Origin of the sequence: Microcoleus sp. PH2017_34_RAT_O_A (assembly GCF_020737885.1) — a bacterium.
GTDB lineage: Bacteria > Cyanobacteriota > Cyanobacteriia > Cyanobacteriales > Microcoleaceae > Microcoleus.
This window is the reverse complement of the sequence record NZ_JAEQDD010000076.1, coordinates 9,596-33,584: the sequence shown is the minus strand read 5'-3', so window position 1 is coordinate 33,584 and position 23,989 is coordinate 9,596. Positions and strand designations below refer to the sequence as shown.

Genomic DNA, 23,989 nt, shown 5'->3' with positions numbered 1-23,989 from the left:
AGGCTTATTAAATAAGGGTACGTAGTTGCGCTTCAGCGCTCTTTGACCTAGAGCGCTGAAGCGCAACTACATACCTCAGAAGTATTGTGAAACTTTTATCGAAGACTGAATCTATTTGCGCCATGTATCAAATTGGTCTTCAGATTGATAAGGGTACGTAGTTGCGCTTCAGCGCTCTTTGACCTAGAGCGCTAAATAACTTAAGCAAATTTGTGGGATGGGCGTCCCGCCCGTGCAGAAAGGACGGGCGGGACGCCCATCCCACAACAATCATCGAGCGTGTAAGTTATTTAATTTTCATTCCTTAGAGTACCGAATCTATTTCCGCCATCTATCAAATTGGTCTTCGGAACAACCATTGATAAATTTATTGTTCACCCAACCGTCAAGGATTGTAAAAGTTTCATTAGGAGCATTCCCAGAAGTTCGGGCCGCAATTTTCACCCAACTACCTTGTCTGCTAACAGCCCGAACTCCGTCTCCTCTTTTGAGTTTAGCTACAACTGGGTACTTATTGCCGGGGCCTTTGCGAATGTTAACCGGGCCGCCTTCACCTGTAATAAACGAGCATTGAGTTTGCTTTTTTAAAGCTTCTACTTTTTCCGGCGAAAGACTTTGCTCTTTCCCGAAAACTGGAAAGCTGTAAAGTGAAAAACTAAAACTTGCAAAGGCGGCTGCAATGAAAAAGGCTTTTGATTGACTCAAACTCAACATTTATTTAATCTCCTTGGGTTGGAAGGACTGAAGTCCTTACTGCGAAATGTTATTTTACCGAAGCAAACCATTCGGTAATGCCTTGGGCAATGGCAGAAGCTAACTTCTGCTGTTCTGTCGGATTCACAATCCATTCAAACTCTTCGGGATTGATCATAAATCCCAATTCCATTAAAACAGATGGAGCAACGGCAGGACGAGTCATCGCTAGATTGTTCCAGAATATACCATAGCTCGGACGGTTCAGTTTTGCAACTAAATAATTGTGCAAAAACATTCCCAAACTGTGCGCTTGCGGGTGAAACCAGAAAGCGCCGACGCCTTTGGTATTTATCGCGTCGCCGTTATCTGGCAAAGCATTGTAGTGTATCGAAATTGCGATCGCAGGTTCTTCTTTTTGAATCATTTCCACCCTCGGCGGCAAATCCAAATCGACATCTTCCACCCGCGTCATTACCACATTTGCGCCCCGATTTACCAATTCCTCCCGCACCAATTTCGACACAATTAAAGCTACTGTTTTCTCGCGGTAGCCTGTAGGGCCAACCCCCCCGGAATCCTGCGGGCCGCCGTGTCCCGGATCGATCAGAATCTTAATTCCTGACAGCGGTTTTTCTGATGAAATCGGCACCCCGCTTGTATTGGCTGGCGGGTGTTTTAAAGACAGCACTAAAGTTGTGCCTTCGTATCTCAATTTATATCCCCACTGCTGGGCAGATTTGAGATTGAAAGTATATTGTACTTGTTGTGGCGAGATTTGTTGCCATGCCAAACGCGAAATTACCGGGTCATCGTCGAGGCGAATAATGTCAGTTTGAGCGGTGGTATTGTACAGAGTTAAAGTAAAAGTGCGTTCACCTTCTTGTACCGTGACTGGGACTGGTATTTCTAAGGGGAATAAAACTTCTGTCCAGCCAGAAACTTGACGCGATTTGGCGCTGCGAATAATCGATCGCGCAGGCACCGCATCCTTGACAATTCGCACCTCAGATGCTTTAATCCAAGCGCCGTAATCGAGCCGAATCCATTCTCCCTCGCGCCCGATAACTGTGGCGCGAGTTCCCTTCGGCAGCGGTGTCATCCGAGAGAAATCCGTACTCGCCCCGGTTCTAGCAACACCCGGATCTGCTGTGACTTCTGCTACTTCCAACTCGGCTGGAGAGAGGATAGAAATCTTGCCAGTACCTGGTTGAGTGATGATTTTATCGTTCATTGTTAGATAAAATATTGGCACTCCCAAATCTATTTTTTCTGCCTTAGATTCACCGGAATTTTCCGGGGTTTTAGCGCAGCCTTGATACTGTTCGCTACTGCCTTTTTTAATGGGGGAGTTTTCGCCTAACAAGACAGATTTGTTGTCGGGGAGTTCGACTTGCGATCGCGCTTTGAGAGGAATATCAACGCCAGCCAATTTTACCGCAACTCGCGCATTCGCCGGAGCGATCGCGCCGAAGCAGATATATTCCCCCGGTAAACTGGCTACATCGACTTTCGGCGTCAGGGAATCTTTTGCAAAAGCCAAGCCTGCGGGGACTTGTGGCTGATTAGACTCGCGCGTCACCTTAAGAAGAACTTGCTGATTTTGGTAACGCAAGCTAAAGACATTTTCGCCGATTTGCAGGGGAAAAGTCGGGGCGAAATGGCCGGCGGCGGTGCGCGCAATTTGCTGGCCATTTACCGATACTTGTCCGGTTGGCGGGGCTGTACCGATCAGAAAAATGCGATCGGCGATCGTTTTGTGGTTGGCGGGAGGATAAGCGACGGACAAAGGTTGAGCGGCCACAGCTACAGAAGAGAGGGCAAGTATCATCCCAAACACAACTAATGCTAAAAATTTTCTCATTCTAAAACGCAACTAATTGAGACTCGGTTGGTTATTTATACTCGAACTTCGGCTAAGAAACCCGGTTGATGAGGGTTAGGTGTAATATCATATCCAGTCAATGACTATCACAAAAAAGGTTTGTAGTGCGGACTTTAGTCCGCAGCCAGAAAGCGGACTTTAGTCCGCACTACGAACCGAACCTTACTTATTTTGGTTAATTGACCGGACATGATATAAGTCCTATTTACTATACAGGCCCCAGTTTATCAGGTTTGTAGGTGCAATTGGGCGATCGCACCTGAGAAACATCAATCAAGAAACTACACAACCACCCCTTCAATCTTCTCATCAGTTCATTCATATAGCCTTTCTCAAAAAGATGAGGTATGACTGACAGCTTATATAACCGCTTAAACGTATAGAGTCCTCTTACCAACAACGTTCGCTAATCTTTCGCTAGATCCGCTATACAACTCCCATAACTGTCGCAACTTACGATCGCAAATTAAATAATTTACAGAACAATAAACTGGATATTAAAGGCAAAGTTGGTAAAATCAACTAATCTCAGAAATTCACAGGCAAGATGCCTTTAAACAGTTGACAGTTGACAGTTGACAGTTGACAGCGAAGTGATAAAAGCGGAGATTTAAACTCCGTTCTTATCACAATCTGCCTTCATGCTGGGGCTTCAAACCCTTGCTATTCGGTGACACTGATAGAGAAGAAAAAAAAATAAACTTCTTCTATATCTTTCTTCTTTTCTTACTCATCCTTCGCGCCCTAGCGCTTACGCGCGGCTTCGCCTAACGCGCCTTCGCGGTTCGTCAAATATGTTTTATTTCAGTAACAACAGATTAAAATAATCAAACCAATCCAAACACAGCCATATATAAAACCGTGAATCGACTTCCGCCCGCAATAATTATCCTAGGTCAAAACAGCCTAGCGATCGCCAAAACAATCTCCAAAGTCTTCCCAGGTTCCCAGATTTACGGTTTAGTCGATCGCACATCCGACACAGATATCAACTTTAGCAACTTCGGCGAAACCTTGCGAGAACTATTCGCCACAGAAACCCCAATCATCGCCATCTGCGCCGCCGGAATCATCATCCGCACCCTCGCCCCGCTGCTGTCAGACAAACGCGCCGAACCCCCAGTCTTAGCCGTCGCCGAAGACGGAAGCGCCGTTGTACCGCTGCTAGGAGGTTTGCACGGAGTCAACGACTTGGCCAGAGAAATTGCCGCAGCCCTCGGCGTACAACCCGCCATCACGACGACGGGAGATATCCGGTTTCGCACGGCGCTGCTGAGTCCTCCCCAAGGCTATTATTTGGCGAATCCAGAGGACGCGAAGACTTTTATTTCAAATTTGCTCGCTGGGGCGAAAGTACAGCTAGAAGGGGCTGCTAACTGGCTTTCCGAGAGCAATTTGCCGTTAGCGCAGCCCGCCCCTACGGGGGCTACGCCAACGGAGAGGATCGCCCCCGAAGCCAAATTAACCATCCGCGTCACCGAAAAAGCCATTGTACCGACGCCCGACTGTTTAGTTTACCACCCGCAAATTGCAGCATTTGCACTTACAAATCTATCCTATGTTGAGCCGGAAATAGCAATTTCCTACGTGCAGCAAATCTTAGAAAACGCAGATTTAGCAGCAGCCTCGGTTGCCGGATTTTTTGCCTTAAAACATGATATGGGAAATCCGACTTTAGAAGCAATTAGCCAATTTTTTAAAGTGCCAGTCCGTTTTTTGAATCTTCCCGAACTTGTGGAATTCGACACAGTTAAATTAATACAATATAATTCCAGTTTTGATGTCACCGCCGCCCAAATTAGCCTGACAGCAGCGGGTGCAAACAGTCAGTTAATCGCATACGATCGCACAAACGCCTTTAGTTGCGCGATCGCACTTGCTACCGAACCGATCGATCCAAGTGCGATCGGCGTTAGTCGCGGCAAACTGGCGATCGTCGGTACGGGCCCCGGAGGCGCACCCTGGATGTCCCCGGAAGTTAAGGAAATTCTGCGGGAAGCCACGGATTGGGTGGGTTACAAGTTCTATCTCGACTTAGCCGGAACTCTGCGGGAAGGACAAAACAGGCACGATTCCGACAACCGGGAAGAGATCGATCGCGCGCGTTTTGCTTTAGATTTAGCAGCATCCGGTAAATCCGTCGCCGTGGTTTCGTCGGGAGATCCGGGGATTTTTGCGATGGCTGCGGCGGTGTTTGAGGCGATCGACTTTGACGCTAAACCCGAATGGGAAGGCATCGACATTCGGGTAGCACCGGGGATTTCTGCCATGCAGGCGGCCGCTGCTGCGATCGGAGCACCTCTCGGGCACGATTTTTGTGTGATTTCGCTTTCGGATATTCTCAAGCCTTGGGAGGTCATAGAACAGCGGATTTCGGCTGCTGCTGCTGCGGATTTAGTTATGGCATTCTACAATCCAATCTCGAAACAGCGGGTTTGGCAATTAAAAAGGGCGATCGAGATTTTGTTGGAAACTCGCGATCCTAAAACCCCAGTTGTCTTGGGGCGAAACCTCGGGCGATCGGGCCAATCCGTGCGCGTTTGTACTCTTGGCGAATTCCAGCCGGAAGACGCGGATATGAGAACTTTAGTAATTGTCGGTTCGAGTCAAACTCGGATTATTCCTCGGAAGTTTGGAGATATTTGGGTTTACACACCGCGCAGGTACGAGAAATAAGAAAAAACTCGGCGGTTGAAACCGCTGCTATACAAACGATGTCCGCCTCCGCGGACTAAAGAATCTGGCATATTGACGCTATAGCGCTATTAACACTAAGTCACTAAATAGCTAAAATTGCTATAGAACAAAGCTGGCATTAGTGTCACTCTAGAAACAGTGACACCAGTACAGGTTATGAACGATACCGATAAAGATAAGCCAGTCAAGCTCTGCTTTTACTGCGATGACGATTTGCGATCGCGCTTTCGATGGGTTTGTGCTTACCAAAATGCTTCTATGAACCAGGTTTTATTGGAACTCGTAGAAAACTGGCTTGCAGAAAACACCCCAGAAATCAGCAATAAGAGCCCATCTAAAAACGAAACCTCGCCAAAGTCAAAGCCCAAGCGGAGTAAAGCAGCAAAAACTGAGGAAATAAGCAAATGACCGATCGCCTAGACCGAATTGAGGCTATTCTTGAACAAACCGCGCGATCGCAACAACAGTTTGCCGATCGCATTAACCAGTTTGGCGCATCGCAACAGCAGTTAGCGGAGTCGCAACAGCAGTTAGCGGAATCGCAACAGCAGTTAACCGATCGCATTAATCAGATAGCCGTACAACAGCAGGAATCCCAGCAGCAAATCAGCCTGTTAACAGGAAAAATTAACTTGTTAACAGAAAGAACCGACGCCCTAACTTCTGCTGTTACCAAAATATCAGAAATTTTTGCCATCGACGTTGCTGAATTCAAAGCTAACTTTATGGCTGTGGAACGCCGGATAGAACAAATTGAAGAAAGAATTGAGCAAATCTGGCAGTATCTATTAGATCAGTTGCGTAGTCGCGGCAACGGAGGCAGTTAGATATCGCTTTTCTCAGGTAGATGAGCAGTTGAAAGCGATCGCCTCTATTGTAATTAGCAAGCGATTCATACTATTACTTCTCTAGCTTTTTTCACCTTATCTCTAAGTTGAGCTAATACATCATCTGCATTGAGCAACTCACCGCGTTGCGCCTGTTCTCGTGCTATATCGATTTTCTTCCGAGTTTCTTCAACCCAAGCTAAATAGTTTGGGTTGTTGCTGCTATCGGATAAAGTAATGTCGTCAATTAATAACAGCAAAGCTGTGTTAATTGCTTCTTCAAGAGAGGAATATTGACCGTGCTTTACTAAAGCTTCAAGGACTTGGGTTTGATCCGGACTCAAGGTGATTTGCATTGTTACCTCTGATGGTGCAAGGCTTGGACAATACTTTTACTGTATCTCATTTTATGAATTTGCGATCGGGCTGACGCCATGCTTCGCGCCGATTCGATTGCACTCAATTACAGTCTCTCGCCACCGAATCATTAAACCTTCCCCAACCATGAGTGGAATGGGCGTCCCGCCCGTCCTCCACCAACTAATTAAACCTTCCCAAACCATGAGTGGGATGGGCGTCCCGCCCGTCTTAATTCTGACAATAAGACATGAAACAGCTTAATTCAAAGATGCCATTCTCACCTTTACCAGAAAATCATTAAGAGCAACCTTTGCGTTAGGATTTGACGGTAAATGACTGGTAAAACTTGCCTCTTCTAATACATTGATTAGCCGATCGCGCTCCTGGTGATAAAATGCAATATCTGTATCCTCCAGAACCGACTTTTCCGCCCCAGCCAGCTTGCGAGCAATCAAATCGGGAATATACGGTAACTGGAACTTGTCATTAAGTTTAACCAAATTCGCCTCAACTTGCCCCGTTTGCATCAAATGAATCCCCGCCAGCAACACCCGGTAAACGTACAGCAACGGCTTCACCCGACGCGGGCTTTCTTTCTCAAACAATCGCCATTGAGTTTGAGCAAAACCGAGATAGTGGTGGCTGTGGTGCTTGGTAATGCAGTTCGAGGCGAGCTCCTTTAACTCCTGATGTTCCTCGCTACTGTAAACTATAAGTGGCGAATACAGTTGCTCCAACACGTAGCCGTTGCGCTTCAACAGCAACTCCAGAAACTTCTTAATATCGTGAGTGACTAAATCGAGTTCCATCTTCTCCCGAACTTCAGAAACTTCGATTGTTTCGTCTCCAGAAATCAGTCCGATTACTTTTGGTAGCGGTAAGATATGAACTCCCCGCAAGTCGAAGTCGGAATCTGCGGAAGGAAAACCGTATAAGTGCGATCCGCTGACAGTCGCAAACAGCAGCGGGTAAGGTCGATCGGAGATAATCTTGACTAATTCGGAGATGTATTCTACCATAATTTTTCAAAATTCACACATAAAAATCATCAATTCTTTCAGTCCGCGGAGGCGGACTTTGTTTGTGTAGAAGCGATTTCAATCGCCGAATTATAAATCAACTCCCGATCGCACTTTGACGCGATTTAATCAAAAACAGATTAGCCTGCTCGTAATTAGGACGTTCCGGTAACTTAGTTTCTGCAAAAGCGCGATCGAACTCTACGTGCAAGCTCAACCGCCAGCGATTCACCTCATCCCAGGAGATTTCCTGATTGCGGATTGATAGCAATTGCGATCGATAATCCTGCACTCTCACAGGCACAAAACCCTCCTTCAGCACCGTAATTCCTGACAAGAGCAAGCGAATCAAGTGCATCGCGTGCTTCCAGCGAATTTCCCCAGTATTGCGGAGGTCTTGCTCCATTTTTTTAAATTGCGACAAAACGTAACTATTGTAAGTTTGATAAACCAATTGCGACAGAAAGATTTCGCGAATTTCCAGCAATTCGGCTGCTACAGGAGAAACAGTTTCTACCAAAGGAGTGTACAAACATTCGAGTACATTGGGATTAGCTTTGAGCGCCAAAACCAAAAACTTTTGCAGTTCCCAATAGCATTCTTGATCTTCCTTATTTTCCAATTGTTCTGGAATGCCATAAAGCGACCAATGAAGAATTGCCGACGGCTGGTAAATTCCGCGCCTGTCTGTATCAGATTGTTCGTTATCCAAACCGTAAGCTCTCGAACCAACTATGCAGCGGTAAATTACAGAATCGTAGAGGTTGTATTCGGCGAGAAAATCTCCTCCTGACTCCAATCCTTCGCTTTGAAACTGTTTGCGAATGCTGAATTCGTGTCGCCGCAGACTAACTTGTGTTCCGTCTGGGAGTTTGACTAAATATGCGTGGGAATTGTCTGTAGGCGATTTGACAATCACACCTACTGCGCCTTGTTTCCAAGATTGGTCGCCGCCGGGGTTTTTGACCTCAATCTTGGTGACAATTTGGGTTCCGGCGGGCACGATTAGGTTGAAATTTTGAGGAAGATTGGGGTTTGTCACGAGGAAACCTCCTGCGGAGACACGAGCTACAATGTTATTGTAGCATATGTGTAGTATAAAGAAAAGGGGGGTTTGGGCGATCGCTGGGAGCTTACAGCCCGTGCTACGGCAGTTTTGGCTGTGTTGAACAGTGTCTTCAGATTGACCAGGATGAGGTTTTTTATCAGTCGCGCAGGTTACAATGGAGAGGTTGCTGAAGTTAGATCGTATTATGGAGATATAAGTGCGGGAGTTGATTAGTTTTATAGATAGATGAACAATGAAAGTTAGAGAAGTTATTAAAATGTTAGAAGATGATGATTGGTATTTAGCTAGAACAAGGGGCAGTCATCGTCAATTTAAACACCCAGAAAAGGCTGGAACTGTAACTGTGTCAGGTAATTTAGGCATTGATATGCCAATTGGTACGCTTAAAAGTGTTTTGCGACAATCTCAACTAGAGGAGGAAGATTAATGCGTTATGCTGTGGTAATTGAAAAAGGTCAAACTAGCTACGGTGCGTATGTTCCCGATTTACCTGGATGTGTAGCTGTGGCTGAAAGTTTAGAAGAGGTGAGAAATTTAATTAAAGAGGCGATCGCATTCCATATTGAAGGACTACAAGAGGATGCTTTTCCGATTCCCGAACCTGTCTCTATTTGCGAATATGTTGAAGCTTAAGCTAAACGTCAATTACTCTTTATTTCCAGTTTGTTTCTCATTCTCCGCTCCGATAAGCTGCAATTTCTTCGGCAATTTCTTCATCAGTTAAAGGACTATCGGCGTGTAAAGCCTGAGTTTCTTCACATAAGTTGTTAAAATCTTCAGCTAAAGCTTGTCGGTGCGGATCGGGCTGATAATTATTCTTAAGTTCCAAGCTCGTTTTAATTTTTTCTGCTAGTAACTCTTGTGCAGGTTTTCCTGAAAGAATTTTTACTACTTGCCGAGGTTGATTAAGATATTGCTTTTCTGATAAAGCTTTTAAAGCATCAGTAATTACCCGATCTGGGGTTGTATATTTCCCTGTTTCTAACAGTTGTTGCAATAACTTTTCTTGTTCTGAGTTCAGAATTATTTGGATCATAAAGTTACCTCTATAAATAATCTCAAGCCGTTTGATACCTGTAGGGGTGAAGCATTTGGGCGACAATTTATGTTGAAAACCTGTAATTTTATTCCCAAATGCTTCACCCTCCAACCTGGCTCGCACTCCGACAGAATATTTTATTGTTTGGAGATGTCTAATGAGTCACCATAAATTTTGAATGGGCAATACAGGATTTGAACCTGTGACCCCTTCCGTGTGAAGGAAGTGCGCTACCACTGTGCTAATTGCCCGCAGATAAGTATCATAACATACTGACTCCCCATTGGCAACTAAAATTTCCCTAAAAAATCAGCCGCTGGTTTCGGAGTGAAAACTCGACACAATGTGCGATCGCCCAATTGTCGATCGCACTCCCACCCATCAATCAACCACCCACCAACCCGCCGCAGGCCCAACAAACCGCACCACCACCCACCAAGCCACCAACAGACTAATCCCCGCCCAGCTTCCGCGAGATGTCCACTTCAGAAAATCTTCGCTTTGAGTTTTCGTAATTGGTAGCCAGGGATAGATACGCTCTTCTTTACCGTATCCATCGCCGATCGACTCTTTACGACGCTTAGATTCGCCCATAATCTTTGTCTACTAAATTAGATTTCAATTCGATAACAACCAAATTATACGCCAACAGGTCATCTCAAGCCTGAGTCAACCAAGTCGTATCCAAATAATCAATCCTTGCAAACGGACTCAGCGCCGCTAAAATTTGCTGTCCGTAACTGCGGTGAATCACCCTACTGTCAAAAATCGCCACAACCCCCTGACGTTCTCGCACCGGCGCGATCGCCCTTTGCAACTCATTCAACGCCGCCGGTAACAAATACAACCGAAACCAATCCCTCCGCTGCTCCTTATAAAAAGCCACACGCGCCGTCACCAAAGGATTCTCCAAAGAAGGTAGCGGCAAAGTTGCGATCGCCAGCAAGTGAGGCGCACTCAACTCACCCTGATGTTCCCGCCAAAACTCCCATCCAGTCACCAAAATCGCATTGTCGCCCACCTCGGTTTTTTCCACCTGCACCCGAGAACCGAACTCAGAAGCCAAAATCGCCGCCATCCGAGCCTTCAGCGGTACATCGCCCACAATCAGCACAGTTAAACCCGCCACCGACGCACTCATCAACAGCAAAGTCCGAATTTCTTCCATTAAAACACCCTGAAATTCCGGCGTATTCGGCAGCGGCAGCCAGTTGGGAATGTACAGTTGAATTAACTCATTTTGTCGATCGGGCGAAAACTTCACACTCGTCAACTCAGGCAATCCCATCATTTGCCGGAAGATCGGAGCCTTCTGTTCCACATCCACCGCCCCCCCAATCAACACCACAGGCACGGCAGACCAAATTTTGCTCAAAACCTCGGCCACCTGCACCGGCGCACAGAACAGCGAAAATGACCCAGCAGAGCGATGAATTTGTGCCCACCGCAGTTTCCCGTTTGTGTTCCACCGCTGCCAAAAATTGCTCCAAGCAGGCGGAATCCCAGGGTTTTGCTCGATCGTTTCAAACAGCCCTTGCAAAATATTTTGCTCTGCCGTTTCCAGCAAATAGCACTCATCAGGCTTAGCTGGATGCTGAAACACAGCCCGCGTTAGCAACACCCGCGCTTCTCGAATTGCATCCGCCAGCATTGGGCCAGATTCCATTAAATCATTCCAGTCAGCGGGTTCCAAACCCACCGTCAATTGCTGTCGCGTCCAAACTTCCAAATCATCCACACCGTCGATAATTGTCGGAATATTGTTGTGAAGTTGCGAATTTCCTGCCAAGCGCGCCGCCAGCCAAGACTGCGGATCGGCTAGCATCAACCCTCGTCCCGCGGCATTATGGTCATAAATCTCGATCCTCTTCGAGGGCTTCGCTAACGGCCGATCAGTTTGCAGCCACTCTTGCAATCGCGGAATTTCCACCTCCTGCAAATGTTCCAGCAGCGGTGTCGGCGCCACTAAAATCACCGGATCCGGCCACATCAAAATCGGCATCAAATAGCTGACTCGATACCGCTGTCGGTAAGCGGACGCCGGCAGCCCAGTTTGGATCAGAGCGCTGCGCCCCAAGCGCAAAGCCCGCGCCACCAACCGCGCCATCGTTAAATGGTGGGGCCAGCGCGGCTCGGAGTGCGATCGCAAAAAGCGGAGCAGCGAATTATGGACTTCTACCTCAATCAATCGATTTCACTGTTGATATTTCTCAATCAAGATAATCAAAACTTGCCAGAAAATCAACTACTTTTTGACCCACAGCCAAACTAAATTTACTCTCCTGATTATTTCCACTTCGCCGACCAAAATCCTGATGAGACTGCACGGTAAAACTCTCCTGCCCCGAACTAATTAAAATAGTTTGGGTAGGTGACTGAAAAAAGTTTGTTTCCTGAGAGACATTTATTGTTGTTTCCAGCATTTTTTTCACATCAGTTAAATTAGCCATTGCTGCATTCAATGCTTTAGATAACTGTATTATCCGTTTTTTTTCTAAATTTTGATTTGCGATAGTTTTGCCAACCGCCACCACATTTTTCTGAGTTTCCAAGGCATCCTTAAAAGGAACAATCGCTAAAAAAGCTGCTGGCAATAAATGCTCGTCGCTATCAAATCTAAAAGTCAGAGTTGTCCGGCGATAGCCCACTTCTATATTGGGAGGACGGCTCATGGCTCCGTAATGCTTAGCTATTTCGCTATAGGCTGTTGCTAAAGTGCTGTTGGCTGAGTGGTCTAAAAGTGCGTCAACCACAATTCGCACTAACCCCGGCGTATGATTTAAAAACTTTCTCGCTTCAGACGACGAATTAAATTGTTGCACCAAACTGCGATCGCCTGCGGGGCTGATGTCAACCCACTGGCAATTAATATCATCTGCGATGATACCAAATCTGGGTACCAAATACATTTTTGCCCCAGTTAAAGTTGCCCCGGTCAAATCTGCGCCCACCCAATCTGCGTTAATCAAATTGGTTTCTGTCAAATCAGCGTGAACCAAACTAGCATTGGCTAAATTAGCATTTCTTAAATCTGCTCCGCTGAGGTTAGCTCCACTCAATTTAGTATCACTCAGATCGGCGCCAGTGAGGTTAGCTCCGCTTAAATCCGCCCATTTGAGATTAGCTCCGCTCAAATCAGCACCGCTGAGATTCACCTCCTGCAAAGAAGCTTGTCTCAGATCGGCATTGCTCAAATTGACGCCGTTAAGTTCTGCCTTCATCAAATCGGCGCCGTGCAAATTAGCGTCTTTAAAGCTAGCTTCTTTTGCTGAAGAACCTCTAAGATTTGCACCGGAAAGATTCGCACCAGACAGATTAGCTTGTGTCAGTTTTACCTCTCTTAAGTCTGCTTCAGTCATGTTAGCGTTACTGAAGTTAGTCTTGCTAAGTTCGCAGCGGACTAATTCTCCTCTAATCAGAGATGCTCCGATTAATTGAGCTCCCGTTAAATCCGCTCTGACTAAGTTTGCTACGTTGAGACTAGCTCCGTTTAAGATTGCCCGCGAGAGATTGGTGCTGCTGAGTCTAGCCACATTCAGGTTAGCTTCACTCAAGTCAGCTTCGCTCAAGTTAGCGCCGCTGATGTTGGTGACAAATAAGCTAGCCTGCCTTAAAATTGATTGGCTGAGGTTGATGCGACTGAGATTAGCTTCATTCAGGTTGATTCCTGTGAAATCTCTGTCGCCTTCTGTGTATCTTTTGACGAGTTCAAATCGCTTGAGAAGTTCTTCTGCTTCCATTGTTTTTACCTAGCTGAAAGGGCGATGGACTAACTTTTATGTGGCATTAATATAAAAATAAATAAATTTATATTATTTACTCACCAAGCTGATAAAAGCTTTTGACAAATTCAATCACCGTATTTAGGGGCGGGGTTGTAAATCTTTGGGCTTTAATTGCCGGCCCGATCGAGGTTTTGTTGACTCCCGGCAAATTGGTCAAGTTTCTGCCAAAGTCTGGGTGATAGTGAACCATCAAAGTTTCGGCGCTGGAGTTTGCCAGTATGGTTTGGGTAGGCGATTGAAAAAAACTCGACATCGGTTCGCGATCGAGGCGAATCGGCTGCATTTTCATTTCCCCTATTTTTCTAATTGTTTTGGTCATGGCGACGTTCAATTGCACTACCAAATTTGAAACTCTGACGCCTAGATTATTGCCGTTTTGGGGTTGAATCATCTTGATCAGAGTAATGAGATTTTTTTGAGTAAATGCCGCGTCGCTAAAGGGAATAATGGCAACAAAAGCTGTGGGAAATAGTTGATCGTCCTGCTCTATTCTAAATGATATGATTGTGCGCCGCGAATTAACTTCTATGCTGGGAGGATTGCTCAAACCCGAGTATTGACTGGCAATTTGGCGGTAGGTAGCCGCGAGGACAAAGTTAGCGTCGGGGTCGAGCGGTCGATCGACAATAATTTGCACTGTCGGCGGTGTAGCATTAAAAAACCGTTGAGATTCTTCTGGGGTAAAGCGCTGAATGTGACTGCGATCGCCGTTTGGGCTCAGATCCACCCAATCGCAGGTTATATCATCGGCTTTCAGATTAAACCTCGACACCGCGTAAATTTTCGCCCCAGTCAGGGCCGCCCCCGTCAAATCTGCGCCCACCCAATCTGCGTGAGTCAAATTCGCTTGAGTCAAATCCGCGTGTACCAGAGTAGCGTTCAACAGGTTGACGTTGCTCAAATTTGCCCCGTACAAGTTAGCCCCGCTCAATCTCGCTTCATCGAGGTCAGCACCAGTCAAGTTGGCGCCGCTGAGGTCGGCCCACCGCAGATTAGCGCCTCGCAAGTCAGCGCCGCTGAGGTTGGCTTGAGACAGATTAGCTTGTCTGAGTTCGGCATTGCATAGGTTCACTCCTCGCAAGTCTGCCCTGCTGAGGTCGGCTCTGTGCAAGTTAACCCGTTCCAAGTTCGCCGCTGTCAGACAAGCGCCTCTCAGGTGAGCCCCGCTGAGGTCGGCTTGCTCTAGATTGGCTTCTCTCAGGGTGGCTTCTCTCAAATCTGCTTCGCTCAAGTTGGCACCGCTCAAGTTGGCACCGCTGAGGTCAGCTCGGATCAGCTCGGCTCTGATCAATGTAGCTTCGACGAGTTGGGCTTCGCTGAGGTCGGCCCGAATCAAGTTAGCCACGTTGAGGATAGCGCCACTGAGGTTGGCTTTGTTGAGGTTGGCAGCGCTGAGTCTAGCAACATTGAGTTTAGCTTTTCTCATGTTGGCCTTTGACAGATTGGTGCCACTCAGGTTGGTGAGGCTCAAGATTGCCTCGCTGAAATTAGCCCCACTCAGATCGATCCTGCTGAGATTGGCTTCGCAAAGCAGGATGGCAGTAAAGTCTCTTTCTCCTGCTGCATATTTGGCGATGAGTTCTTCCGCGTCCATGCTTTTGACTTTCCCTGATGTGTTAGGTAGAACAAAGCTTTGTTATGCCAACCTTTAAAATAGAATAAGCATTTTTTGTAACTTCATGCAATATGCCTAGACATCTATATTGTGGAAGCCTTTTATAAAATCCAAAATGCTGGCGATATTAGCTTGACCCAATTTTGTGCTTTCAGTTAACTTGCCTGCGCTGGAGTTGCTGGGATCGTATTTTTTAATCAGGCGCTTGCCGAAGGCTGGGTGGTGATATACGCTGAGTCTTTGGTCGCGGGAGTTGATTAAGAGCATCTGTGTAGGAATTTGAAAAAAATTGATGCTTTCACCGATTTTGGGAAAAGAACTGGAAATTTTGATTTGGTCTACTTTGCTGATAGCTTGGTTGAGAGCTTTGCTGCATAACTGGACGTGTTTGGATTCTTTGACGCTAAGTTTGCCTGCATCGTGGGATTGAATCATTTTCATCAAAGCTATCAGGTTTTTCTGAGTTGTAGCGCCGTCGTTAAAAGGAATAATGGCAACGTAAGCGGTGGCAAATAATTTATCGTCGCTGTCCATTTTAAAGGCGAGTACGGTGCGCCTGGAACTGACTTCGATCGTGGGCGGCTGACTTAAACTCGGGTATTGTTGGGCAATTTGGTAATAAGTTGCAGCTAGGGCAAAATGAGCGCCTTGGTCTAAGGGCGAGTCAATTACAATCCTAACTGTGGGCAAGCTTTCGTGAAAAAAATCGTGGGTTCCTCCGGAGTTCAACCAGTAAATTTGACTGTGGTCGCCGTTGGGACTCAGGTCAACCCACTTGCAGGTCATGCCTTCGGTTTTGATGCCGAGCCGCGAAACTGCGTGGAGTTTGGCTCCGGTTAGGGTGGCTCCGGTTAAGTCGGCTCCCACCCAGTCGGCGCGGATCAGATAGGCGTTTGACAGGTCGGCGTGAACTAAACTGGCATTGAGTAAGTTGGCGTGGCAGAGGTCGGCTCGGCTGAGGTCGGCGCCGCTCAATTTGGCTTCGCTGAGGTCGGCCCAGCGCAGGTTGCAGCCGCTGAGGATGGCCCAGCGCAAATTGACGCCACTGAGGTCGGCTCCGCTGAGTATGGCTTGAGTGAGGTTGGCTTGTCGGAGTTCGGTACCTCGCAAGTCTGCACCGCTGAGGTCGGCTCGGCTGAGATCGGCGCCTTGGAGGTTGGCTTGTTCGAGGTTGGCTTCTGTCAAGGACGCACCACTGAGGTGAGCGCCTCGAAGGTTGGCTTGAGTGAGGTTGGCTCCTCGGAGCGTGGCTTCGGTGAGTGTGGCGCCGCTGAGGTTGGCTCCGCTGAGGTTGGCTCCGCTGAGTTCGGCTCGAATTAGCTCGGCTCTGATCAGTTTAGCTCCTGTGAGTATGGCTTTTTTGAGGTCAACTCGCACTAGGTAGGCGACGTTGAGGTCGGCGTCGGTGAGGTTGGCGCCGCCGAGATGGGCGCCGCTGAGTCTGGCGATGTTGAGTTTGGCACCGGTGAGGTTGGTTTTGCTGAGGTTAGCTCCGCTTAGGTTTGCTACACTCAGATTCGCACCTGTGAGGTTGGCTCCGCTCAAGTTGACGCCGCTGAGGTTGGCCTCAGTCAGGTTGATTCCGGCAAAGTTTCTTTCTCCGGCGGCATATTTTTTCAGGAGTTCCTCGACTGTCATGGGGGCGGCACCGTATCGAAATATCCCCATTTTATTGCTATTGACACTCCCCGCCGTAAAACGGACGGGGATTCTTAAGAGATTTTCACCCTTAATGGCTGTGTCAAACAGCCTCTAGACAGTCCGGTAAAACCATTCTGCTTACTTTTGCGACCAATATTTACAGATACATTTAACCCGGTAAATCTAGGACTAAGCCCAAACTTACTGTGTATGGCAAGACGCGTGAAAGCTGCAAGCTCTCCCGTCAAGGAGGTATCTCTCAAAGCTTTCAATAAAATATTGAAAGCGCCATTTACATCTCTGTCCAGAGTGTGTCCGCATTCTGGACATTTAAATTTCTTAGACCCACCTAATTTAGTGTGAATATGCCCGCACTTTGAACAAGTCTTGGATGTGTATTCTTCGGTCACGTCTACTACAATACAACCAGATTTGGATGCTTGATGCTTCAACATTTGTTTGAACCTATAATGGCTCAAAGTGACCAGGGCTCTAGCTGTTTTTGTCGCTAATTTTCGTTTCCCCTTTTTTACCATCTGCTGCGTTTCAAAAGTCGGCAAGAAAATAATTTTATACTTGGTCACCAAGTATTTAGCAGCCTTCTTGTGTAACTCGTTGACTAAGTTTTTAATCTGAATCCGAATCTGGGTCGCTGACTTTCTCAAGCAATACCTCAATCGTTTGAATTGTCCTCCTTTGTGCAGCCCTATTCTTGACATCAATTTGTCTAAATGTCTTGCTAGTCGGTAGATACGACCAATATCATTCTTTCCTACCTCCAAGATATCACTGCCGTCAAAACCAGTCAAAAACGTTCTAACGCCAGGGTCTAAGGCGATAGCTAAACTGCTTTCGTTTTGCAGAGGCTTTGCGGTATCAACTGCATAGCATATAAACCATTGCCCATTGATTAGTGACAGCGTTGGCTCATGTTCCATTACATCTGCAATTGGTTCGGATACTTTAAATGATAATCCTTTGGTTGCTTGCGGGTAAAAAGTCCCAGACTTCCAGTTACTGACTTGAAACCTGATAGTCTGGGAACGGTCAAATCGGCTTCTAAATTTGGCGATACCCTTTGACTTTTTAGCAGCTTTGTGTGCCTCAAAAGCTTGGAATACTGCCATTTGTCGTGGGTTGTAAGGTTGCTCGGACACCCAGATTGGAGCTGAGTCCATAATCTTTTTTCTGAGATCGTACTTGCCAATCTTTTCTGTTTTCAGGATAGCAATTGCTTGATTGTAACACCATCTACTTGCTGCAATCCAAGTCCTCCATTTCGCTGCTAGCTTGGTTTCTGGGTAAACTCGAATCTTCTTTGATAGTAGATTTGTATTTACCCCGGGAGTAGATTCGGCAACTAAAGACGTGGATGATGGCAAGGATATGTTCAACCATTTCTCGTTCACAAGACAGCTCGTTTCTACTGAGAACCATGAGTTGGCAATTGTTTTGCTCGCAGAGCCATTTGATGAGGTCGCTACCAAACCTTGCGAGTCTGTCTTGGTGTCCAACCACAATTGTTGAGATATTTCCTGACATGACTTGTCCCAAAAGGGCAAGCAGTGCTTTTCTTTTGAAGTTGAGTCTACACCCGATGTCTTTAAAGACTTTGGCTTGCGGGTAGATATTTTGGAGGTAGCTGACTTGTCGTTCGAGGTGTTCTCGTTATTTGTAGCTACTGACTCTTGCGTAGATGGCGATAACTCGGTTGTGTCCTGTTCCGAGAACGCTGTCAATGTCCTAGCGTCGTTGGTTGGAGGGGGTTCTGATTGCTGATATTTTGTCGGCAAGCTCCCAGTTTCTAAGAGTTTTCTCTGAGACTTGCAGCATTTCGCAAGCTTTTCGCGGCGTGACATATTTGATCATCGCTGGTAATATTTTTTACTCTTGATATATACTGCCTGATTTTGACGCTATTTTCCAGGACTTTATGGGAAATTGTTTACTTTGTGACAACAGCCGCTTCTAAAAACCTACAGAAATCTGTAAATCAAACTTAGCGGTCTATGTTTTGCCTAGAGCGAGTGCTATAGCCTTTCTCACATTCATTCGCGGACAAATCTTGACCTAAAAAGCTTTACACTGTAAGGTTCCAGCATATCTTGGCATACCTCATCTTTCTGAAAAAGGCTATATATGTTTTCCTTTTTGCTCAGGTTGGCTTACTCTTCCCAGTTAGAGACTGCCTTGATTAGCAGAGGACTTGAAATATTTGGTTTTTTGAGGATCAGTTTGAGCCAAGTGTTTTTTTGTGGTTTTCACACCCAGTAAGCTTTAGCAACCCGCACTAATCAAGCGTTTCCCCAGTTTATCACAATTATTGTTGGTTTTCGTCAAATTCTGAGAAAATCTAGACAAACCTCTGTATTTTGGCAACTGCCTAAAACGCCACATTGTAAAGGTTTTTGCTAAGGCGGCACAACTCACACAGAGCCAAAAACTCCGCTTTATTTAAATTGCGAATTTGGTTCTTTTGAGTCAGGTACATAGTTGACCTTTCGCTACATATTGTATTATAAAGCGAAAGTTGCTATTAATCCTAAAATTTTCTTGTCAAGCCGTCAAGCGAAGGACGGGGTTTGAAACCCATTTTTTCTGATGAATATCGGTATCGTAGGACTTGGTTTAATTGGTGGCTCGATCGCTCTGGATTTACGATCGCGCGGGTTTAATATTGTTGGGGTTTCGAGTCGCCAACAGACTTGCGATCGGGCGATCGCAAGAGGTGTTGTCAATGATGCCAGCATACACCTGTCTTTGATGGCAACAGCGGATTTGGTTTTTATTTGCACGCCGTTATCCGCGATCGAGCCGATCGTCCAAAAATTAATTCCCCATCTTTCCCCTGATGCGATTGTAACCGATGTCGGTTCGGTAAAAACTCCCATAGTCGATGCTGTGTCAGCTCTGTGGCCGAATTTTGTTGGGGGACACCCGATGGCGGGGACTGCTGAAAGTGGGATTGAGGCGGCGGTGAGGGATTTGTTTGTGGGGCGGCCTTATGTGGTGACTCCGACTGCACAGACTCCGGCGCAGTCAGTGGAGAAGGTTGAGGAAATTGCGCGGTTGTTGGGTGCGTCGGTTTATCGGTGCGGCCCTCAAGAACACGATCGAGCTGTGGCTTGGATTTCTCATTTGCCGATAATGGCTAGCGCGACGCTGGTGGCTGCGTGCGATCGAGAGGGCGATCGAGATATTGTGAATTTAGCGCAAAATTTGGCGAGTTCGGGTTTTCGGGACACCAGCCGCGTAGGGGGTGGCAACCCCGAGCTGGGAGTGATGGTGGCAAAGTACAATAGAGAGCAATTATTGCGATCGCTCTCTATTTACCGCGACAGTCTCGACGAGTTGATGGGCGATATCGAAGCCGAAGATTGGCAAGCTCTCGAACAGAAGCTGAAGCTGACTCAACAAGCCAGAGATAATTACCACTTGTGATCCCAAAATTGCTGAAAACTGTCCCCGTCTCGATTATGATTTGTGGACGCCTCTATATTGAGTTTCAATGTACACTTATTCTCGGCTCAAGCGGGTTTTACTGGGTGAATCTCTGCCCACCAGCGCATCTGTTCACGAACGGCTGAGCAACGCTACAGGGCTAGCTGTTCTTGCTTCCGATGCACTTTCGTCTGTGGCCTACGCTACTCAAGAAACTCTGCTGGTGCTGTTACTAGCCGGGAGCAGCAGTTTAAGTTTATCGCTGCCTATTTCGGGAATTATTGTTTTACTGTTGGCGATCGTGGCGCTGTCTTACCGACAGACAATTAAAGCGTATCCCAACGGCGGTGGCGCTTACATTGTGGCGCGAGAAAACTTGGGTATTTATCCCGGTTTGATCGCAGCAGCTTCGCTGATGATTGACTACATCCTCACCGTAACAGTCAGCATTTCCGCTGGTATTGCCGCCTTGACTTCAGCAGTTCCCTCCTTGCTGCCCTATACCGTTGAACTGTGCTTAGTTTGTATTGTCCTGATCATGTTTGCCAATCTCAGGGGACTGCGGGAATCTGGCAAGATATTTATGGTTCCCACCTATGCGTTTATCGTGGGCATTTTTATCTTGATTGGCTGCGGTTTATTCCAACAGGCAACAGGTCATGTTTTGCCAGCATTAGAAAACATTCCAGCTAAGGAACCTTTGGGATTGTTTCTGATCGCGCGCGCCTTTGCGGCGGGCTGTACAGCCCTGACTGGAGTTGAAGCCATATCGGATGGAGTGTTGGCTTTTAAGCCTCCTGAATGGAAGAATGCACGCCTAACTTTAACTTATTTGGGAGTAATTCTGGGATTTATGTTTTTGGGCATTAGTTACTTAGCCCATATTTATCAGGTGATTCCTAAAGAAAACGAAACGCTCCTTTCTGTGTTAGGAAAAGATATTTTTGGAGTCGGCATATTTTATTACTATTTGCAGGCTGCAACTCTGTTGATTTTGCTGTTGGCTGCGAATACGAGTTATGCAGATTTTCCGCGACTTTGTTATTTTTTGGCGCGGGATGGGTTTTTGCCGAGGCAGTTGTCGCTGTTGGGCGATCGCCTAGTTTATTCTAATGGCATTAATTTGCTCAGCCTCTGCGCGGCTCTGTTAATTATCATCTTCCGAGGCGATACCACCGCAGTAATTCCGCTGTATGCGGTTGGAGTTTTCACTTCTTTTACTCTGTCCCAATCTGGAATGGTGATTCATTGGTTTAAGGAGCGAGGCAAAGGCTGGCAATCTAGTGCTGTGATGAACGGTATTGGTGCAGTGGCAACCACGGGAGTTTTAGCTGTAATTGTCGCTACCAAATTCCTTTTGGGAGCTTGGGTTGTGGTAGTAACTATTCCGATTGTAGTTAGTCTATTTTTAGCTATTCACCGGCACTATCGGTATGTAGCCGCTCGCTTGAGCATTCAGGGAATAGAACCCATATCTTATCCTCCCAGACCTAAAGTTAAGACGGTGACACATCCGGCGGTGGTGTTAGTTGGCCAGTTGCACCGGGGAACTTTTGATGCCTTGGATTACGCTCGTTTAATTGCTGATGAGGTTGTGGCGGTTCACGTAGATATAGGTTTGACAGATAGAGCAAAACTGCAAGCGGCTTGGCAAGATTTGCAATCTGACATTCCCCTAGAAATTCTGGAATCGCCTTACCGTTCTGTTGGTGAGGCTTTAACTCACTTTTTGACTTTGTTTGAAGAGCAACGCCCGGGAGTTTTCTTAACGCTAATTATTCCGGCTTTTGTGACGAAAAATTGGTGGGAGGGACTGCTACACAATCAAACTGCTTTCTTTTTGAAGGCGGCTTTGCTGGCTAAAAAAAGTCGGGTTGTGACAACGGTTAGATATTATCTGTAGCGTTTCTGGTATAACAGTGCGGTACGCTTGGGTAATTGGTAATTGGTAATTGGTAATTGGTAATTGGTAATTGGTAATTGGTAATTACTCGATCGCGTACCTCACAAAAATTGAGAATCGCTAAGAAAGCGGTTGACAGATAAAAAATAATGTGCCAGGATCGACATAATTAGAAAAGTTGCCTTCAACTTGTCTCTGAAAAGATTGCGGCTGCTGAACCAAAGTCTTTTACTAACTACAACATCTCTTCAATTTGTGGGGGTTGCACTGCAACCCGCAACAGACTATTTATGCAGCAGCCAAAAAACTTGAACAGGCTTTTGCGAGCTTTGTCTCGGCAAGGTCTTGATGTGAGTTACGACAATCAAGTCTACTCGATTTGTCTCAATAGTTCTCTGAAAGAAAACTGGCAAGATGCCAGTTCCACAACAGAAAACAGTGAAAATGTTTTTGCTACAAGAGATAACTGGCAAGATGCCAGTTCCACAACAGCAGAAGTTTTGCTTCCAGAAGGTTTTCCGGTGGAAGCAAAGGCGCTGAAACAGTTAGCAAATTTGGCGAATGTCCGTCACCCTCAAGGTGGTTGTGTTTGTCGCGCCTGCGCCACTCCAGACTTCCATCCGGGGGATGCGGGAGTGGCAATTGGTTCGATCGTCCAAACTGACAAAATGGTGATTCCGGCGGCTGTCGGTTCCGACATTAACTGCGGGATGCGCTTGCACGTTGCTGATTTGTCTGTCGAACAATTTCTGGGAAAGCGCGATCGATTTGTAGAGTTGATGAAAGGCGATTATTTCTTCGGTACTCGCGATGTCAGCATGACTGCAAAAACTGCCCGCGCGATGTTCCAACACGGCATCCCCGGATGGCTGGATGGTATGCTGGATAGGGCAATGGGCAGCGCAGCAAATTCGGATTTCGAGCAGTTGGCGCAAGAGTGCGATCGCACTTTCGGAGGCGGTTCGATGAATGGCGATGTCAAATGGGCACCCGAAGAATTAGTCCCAAATGACGGCACTGTCAGGGATGGCGGGTTAGGTACCATCGGCGGCGGCAATCATTTTGTAGAAATTCAAGTGGTTGAAGAAGTGGTCGATCGAGCTACGGCCTATACTTGGGGAGTTCGATCGGGACAAATCGCTTTTATGATTCACTCCGGTTCGCGAAATGTCGGCAAATACATCGGCGGTATGTGGCGCGATCGAGCTTGCGAAGCCTGGCCGAAAACCCTAAAATACCCTGAATCCGGGCTGTTTCCGCTGTCTGTCGAAGCCAATCCCGAACTTGTGAGCAGCTACCTACAAGCGGAAGCAACGGCCGCCAATTATGGTTTTATCAACCGCTTGTTGCTAGCAGAACTTCTGCGACTGCGTTTGCGACAAGTTTTCGGGGATATCGAAGCTCCTTTAGTTTACGATTTGCCTCACAATATTACCTTAGCTGAAGGTGACGGCTGGGTGACTCGCAAAGGCGCTTGTCCCGCACATTCTGGCCAGCCTGTAATTGTACCTGGTTCGATGGGTGCGCCGTCTTATTTGCTAATTGGTTTGGGAAACGATCGATTTTTGCGATCGGCTTCTCACGGTGCGGGCAGGGCGCGATCGCGTTTCGATCTCAGTCGCGAAGGTGCTGACAAAACTGAAGCAGCTTTGGGATTAACTGGCGTAGATTGCATTACCTTACGCGAAGAACGTAGAATCGAAGAAGCACCGGCCGCTTACAAGCCAATTCAACCAGTGATTGACGTTCAGGTGGAGGCACAAATTGTGGGGATTGTCGCTAAAATGAAGCCAGTATTAACGTTTAAAGCCTAGGCTGATTTGTCGGTTCTCAAAAACTGGTTTTACGAACAGGCTAGAAGCCTGTTCCACCAGAAAATTCCAAAGATTGTGGAATGGGCTTCTAGCCCGTTCCCTCAGAAAAAATCAAAGATTGTGGAATGGGCTTCTAGCCCGTTCCCAAAGACAATTTCAAAGATTGTAAAATGGGCTTCTAGCCTGTTCCAGCAGAAAAAA

The 23,989-nt window shown here is 46.8% G+C and carries 23 protein-coding genes and 1 tRNA gene; 9 read left to right on the top strand and 15 right to left on the bottom strand.

What is annotated here, in order from left to right:
- Window positions 1–318: 318 nt before the first annotated feature.
- The gene (locus JGK11_RS22790) at window positions 319–714 is read right to left on the bottom strand and encodes an SH3 domain-containing protein (RefSeq protein WP_293185081.1); all 396 of its coding nucleotides are present in this window, start codon (window positions 712–714) and stop codon (window positions 319–321) included.
- Between the two features lie 49 nt (window positions 715–763).
- Window positions 764–2,557 carry an N-acetylmuramoyl-L-alanine amidase gene (locus JGK11_RS22785; RefSeq protein ID WP_293212991.1) on the bottom strand — a complete coding sequence of 598 codons (1,794 nt, stop codon included), beginning with the start codon at window positions 2,555–2,557 and terminating at the stop codon, window positions 764–766.
- Between the two features lie 882 nt (window positions 2,558–3,439).
- Here JGK11_RS22785 and cobJ point away from each other — a divergent pair.
- The 3 genes from cobJ (at window position 3,440) to JGK11_RS22770 (ending at window position 6,102) form a co-directional block, all read left to right on the top strand.
- Window positions 3,440–5,254, top strand: a complete 1,815-nt coding sequence (gene cobJ, locus JGK11_RS22780) for a precorrin-3B C(17)-methyltransferase (protein ID WP_293212989.1) — start codon at window positions 3,440–3,442, stop codon at window positions 5,252–5,254.
- A 177-nt stretch (window positions 5,255–5,431) separates the two neighbouring features.
- Window positions 5,432–5,683 (top strand): plasmid partition protein ParG, encoded by a 252-nt coding sequence (locus JGK11_RS22775; protein WP_293185086.1) that lies wholly within the window; start codon window positions 5,432–5,434, stop codon window positions 5,681–5,683.
- The gene (locus JGK11_RS22770; protein ID WP_293185088.1) at window positions 5,680–6,102 is read left to right on the top strand and encodes a hypothetical protein; all 423 of its coding nucleotides are present in this window, start codon (window positions 5,680–5,682) and stop codon (window positions 6,100–6,102) included. Before JGK11_RS22775 ends, JGK11_RS22770 begins: the two co-directional genes overlap by 4 nt.
- A gap of 65 nt (window positions 6,103–6,167) precedes the next feature.
- Here the strand turns inward: JGK11_RS22770 and JGK11_RS22765 are convergent, their stop codons facing one another.
- The 3 genes from JGK11_RS22765 to JGK11_RS22755 all read right to left on the bottom strand — a co-directional run bounded on the left by JGK11_RS22765 (window position 6,168) and on the right by JGK11_RS22755 (window position 8,523).
- Window positions 6,168–6,458 (bottom strand): hypothetical protein, encoded by a 291-nt coding sequence (locus JGK11_RS22765; RefSeq protein ID WP_293185090.1) that lies wholly within the window; start codon window positions 6,456–6,458, stop codon window positions 6,168–6,170.
- 261 nt (window positions 6,459–6,719) lie between these two features.
- A complete protein-coding gene (locus tag JGK11_RS22760) occupies window positions 6,720–7,481 on the bottom strand; it encodes a nucleotidyltransferase domain-containing protein (protein WP_293185091.1) in 762 nt (253 codons plus the stop codon).
- A 97-nt stretch (window positions 7,482–7,578) separates the two neighbouring features.
- Entirely contained in the window at window positions 7,579–8,523 is a 945-nt protein-coding gene (locus JGK11_RS22755) for a nucleotidyltransferase domain-containing protein (protein ID WP_293198297.1), read from the bottom strand.
- Window positions 8,524–8,782: 259 nt separating this feature from the next.
- Between JGK11_RS22755 and JGK11_RS22750 the strand changes: the two genes are divergently transcribed.
- Together JGK11_RS22750 and JGK11_RS22745 are read left to right on the top strand one after the other, a co-directional pair.
- Window positions 8,783–8,977: a type II toxin-antitoxin system HicA family toxin gene (locus JGK11_RS22750; RefSeq protein ID WP_293185094.1), complete on the top strand. Its 195-nt coding sequence runs from the start codon at window positions 8,783–8,785 to the stop codon at window positions 8,975–8,977.
- Window positions 8,977–9,183, top strand: coding sequence for a type II toxin-antitoxin system HicB family antitoxin (locus JGK11_RS22745; RefSeq protein WP_293185095.1), 207 nt, complete (start codon window positions 8,977–8,979; stop codon window positions 9,181–9,183). The genes JGK11_RS22750 and JGK11_RS22745 overlap by 1 nt, the downstream gene beginning before the upstream one ends.
- A 37-nt stretch (window positions 9,184–9,220) precedes the next feature.
- On the opposite strand, the gene JGK11_RS22740 is transcribed toward JGK11_RS22745, so the two are convergent.
- The 10 genes from JGK11_RS22740 to JGK11_RS22695 all read right to left on the bottom strand — a co-directional run bounded on the left by JGK11_RS22740 (window position 9,221) and on the right by JGK11_RS22695 (window position 18,463).
- Complete coding sequence (locus JGK11_RS22740) at window positions 9,221–9,586, bottom strand: hypothetical protein (RefSeq protein ID WP_293185097.1); 366 nt, start codon at window positions 9,584–9,586, stop codon at window positions 9,221–9,223.
- Between the two features lie 182 nt (window positions 9,587–9,768).
- A tRNA-Val gene (locus JGK11_RS22735) sits at window positions 9,769–9,840 on the bottom strand.
- A 130-nt stretch (window positions 9,841–9,970) separates the two neighbouring features.
- On the bottom strand, window positions 9,971–10,183 hold the full coding sequence (locus JGK11_RS22730; protein ID WP_293212987.1) for a DUF2839 domain-containing protein: 213 nt from the start codon (window positions 10,181–10,183) through the stop codon (window positions 9,971–9,973).
- A gap of 64 nt (window positions 10,184–10,247) precedes the next feature.
- Window positions 10,248–11,777, bottom strand: a complete 1,530-nt coding sequence (locus tag JGK11_RS22725) for a helicase C-terminal domain-containing protein (protein WP_293185100.1) — start codon at window positions 11,775–11,777, stop codon at window positions 10,248–10,250.
- 22 nt (window positions 11,778–11,799) lie between these two features.
- Window positions 11,800–13,329 carry a pentapeptide repeat-containing protein gene (locus JGK11_RS22720; RefSeq protein WP_293185101.1) on the bottom strand — a complete coding sequence of 510 codons (1,530 nt, stop codon included), beginning with the start codon at window positions 13,327–13,329 and terminating at the stop codon, window positions 11,800–11,802.
- A gap of 76 nt (window positions 13,330–13,405) precedes the next feature.
- Window positions 13,406–14,968, bottom strand: coding sequence for a pentapeptide repeat-containing protein (locus tag JGK11_RS22715; RefSeq protein ID WP_293185102.1), 1,563 nt, complete (start codon window positions 14,966–14,968; stop codon window positions 13,406–13,408).
- A 96-nt stretch (window positions 14,969–15,064) separates the two neighbouring features.
- Window positions 15,065–16,627: a pentapeptide repeat-containing protein gene (locus JGK11_RS22710; RefSeq protein WP_293185121.1), complete on the bottom strand. Its 1,563-nt coding sequence runs from the start codon at window positions 16,625–16,627 to the stop codon at window positions 15,065–15,067.
- Between the two features lie 74 nt (window positions 16,628–16,701).
- Window positions 16,702–17,943, bottom strand: coding sequence for a transposase (locus JGK11_RS22705; protein ID WP_293185122.1), 1,242 nt, complete (start codon window positions 17,941–17,943; stop codon window positions 16,702–16,704).
- Entirely contained in the window at window positions 17,882–18,259 is a 378-nt protein-coding gene (locus JGK11_RS22700; protein WP_293185124.1) for a recombinase family protein, read from the bottom strand. The genes JGK11_RS22705 and JGK11_RS22700 overlap by 62 nt, the downstream gene beginning before the upstream one ends.
- Before the next feature lie 114 nt (window positions 18,260–18,373).
- The gene (locus tag JGK11_RS22695; protein WP_293185126.1) at window positions 18,374–18,463 is read right to left on the bottom strand and encodes a MerR family DNA-binding transcriptional regulator; all 90 of its coding nucleotides are present in this window, start codon (window positions 18,461–18,463) and stop codon (window positions 18,374–18,376) included.
- 768 nt (window positions 18,464–19,231) lie between these two features.
- Here JGK11_RS22695 and JGK11_RS22690 point away from each other — a divergent pair.
- From JGK11_RS22690 to JGK11_RS22675, 4 genes are all read left to right on the top strand, one after another.
- Window positions 19,232–20,071, top strand: a complete 840-nt coding sequence (locus tag JGK11_RS22690) for a prephenate/arogenate dehydrogenase (protein ID WP_293193099.1) — start codon at window positions 19,232–19,234, stop codon at window positions 20,069–20,071.
- Window positions 20,072–20,138: 67 nt separating this feature from the next.
- A complete protein-coding gene (locus JGK11_RS22685) occupies window positions 20,139–21,974 on the top strand; it encodes an APC family permease (RefSeq protein ID WP_293193101.1) in 1,836 nt (611 codons plus the stop codon).
- Between the two features lie 290 nt (window positions 21,975–22,264).
- Window positions 22,265–23,788 (top strand): RtcB family protein, encoded by a 1,524-nt coding sequence (locus tag JGK11_RS22680; RefSeq protein WP_293212985.1) that lies wholly within the window; start codon window positions 22,265–22,267, stop codon window positions 23,786–23,788.
- Window positions 23,789–23,794: 6 nt separating this feature from the next.
- On the top strand, window positions 23,795–23,989 hold a 195-nt coding region (locus JGK11_RS22675; RefSeq protein ID WP_293198306.1), incomplete at its 3' end, for a hypothetical protein.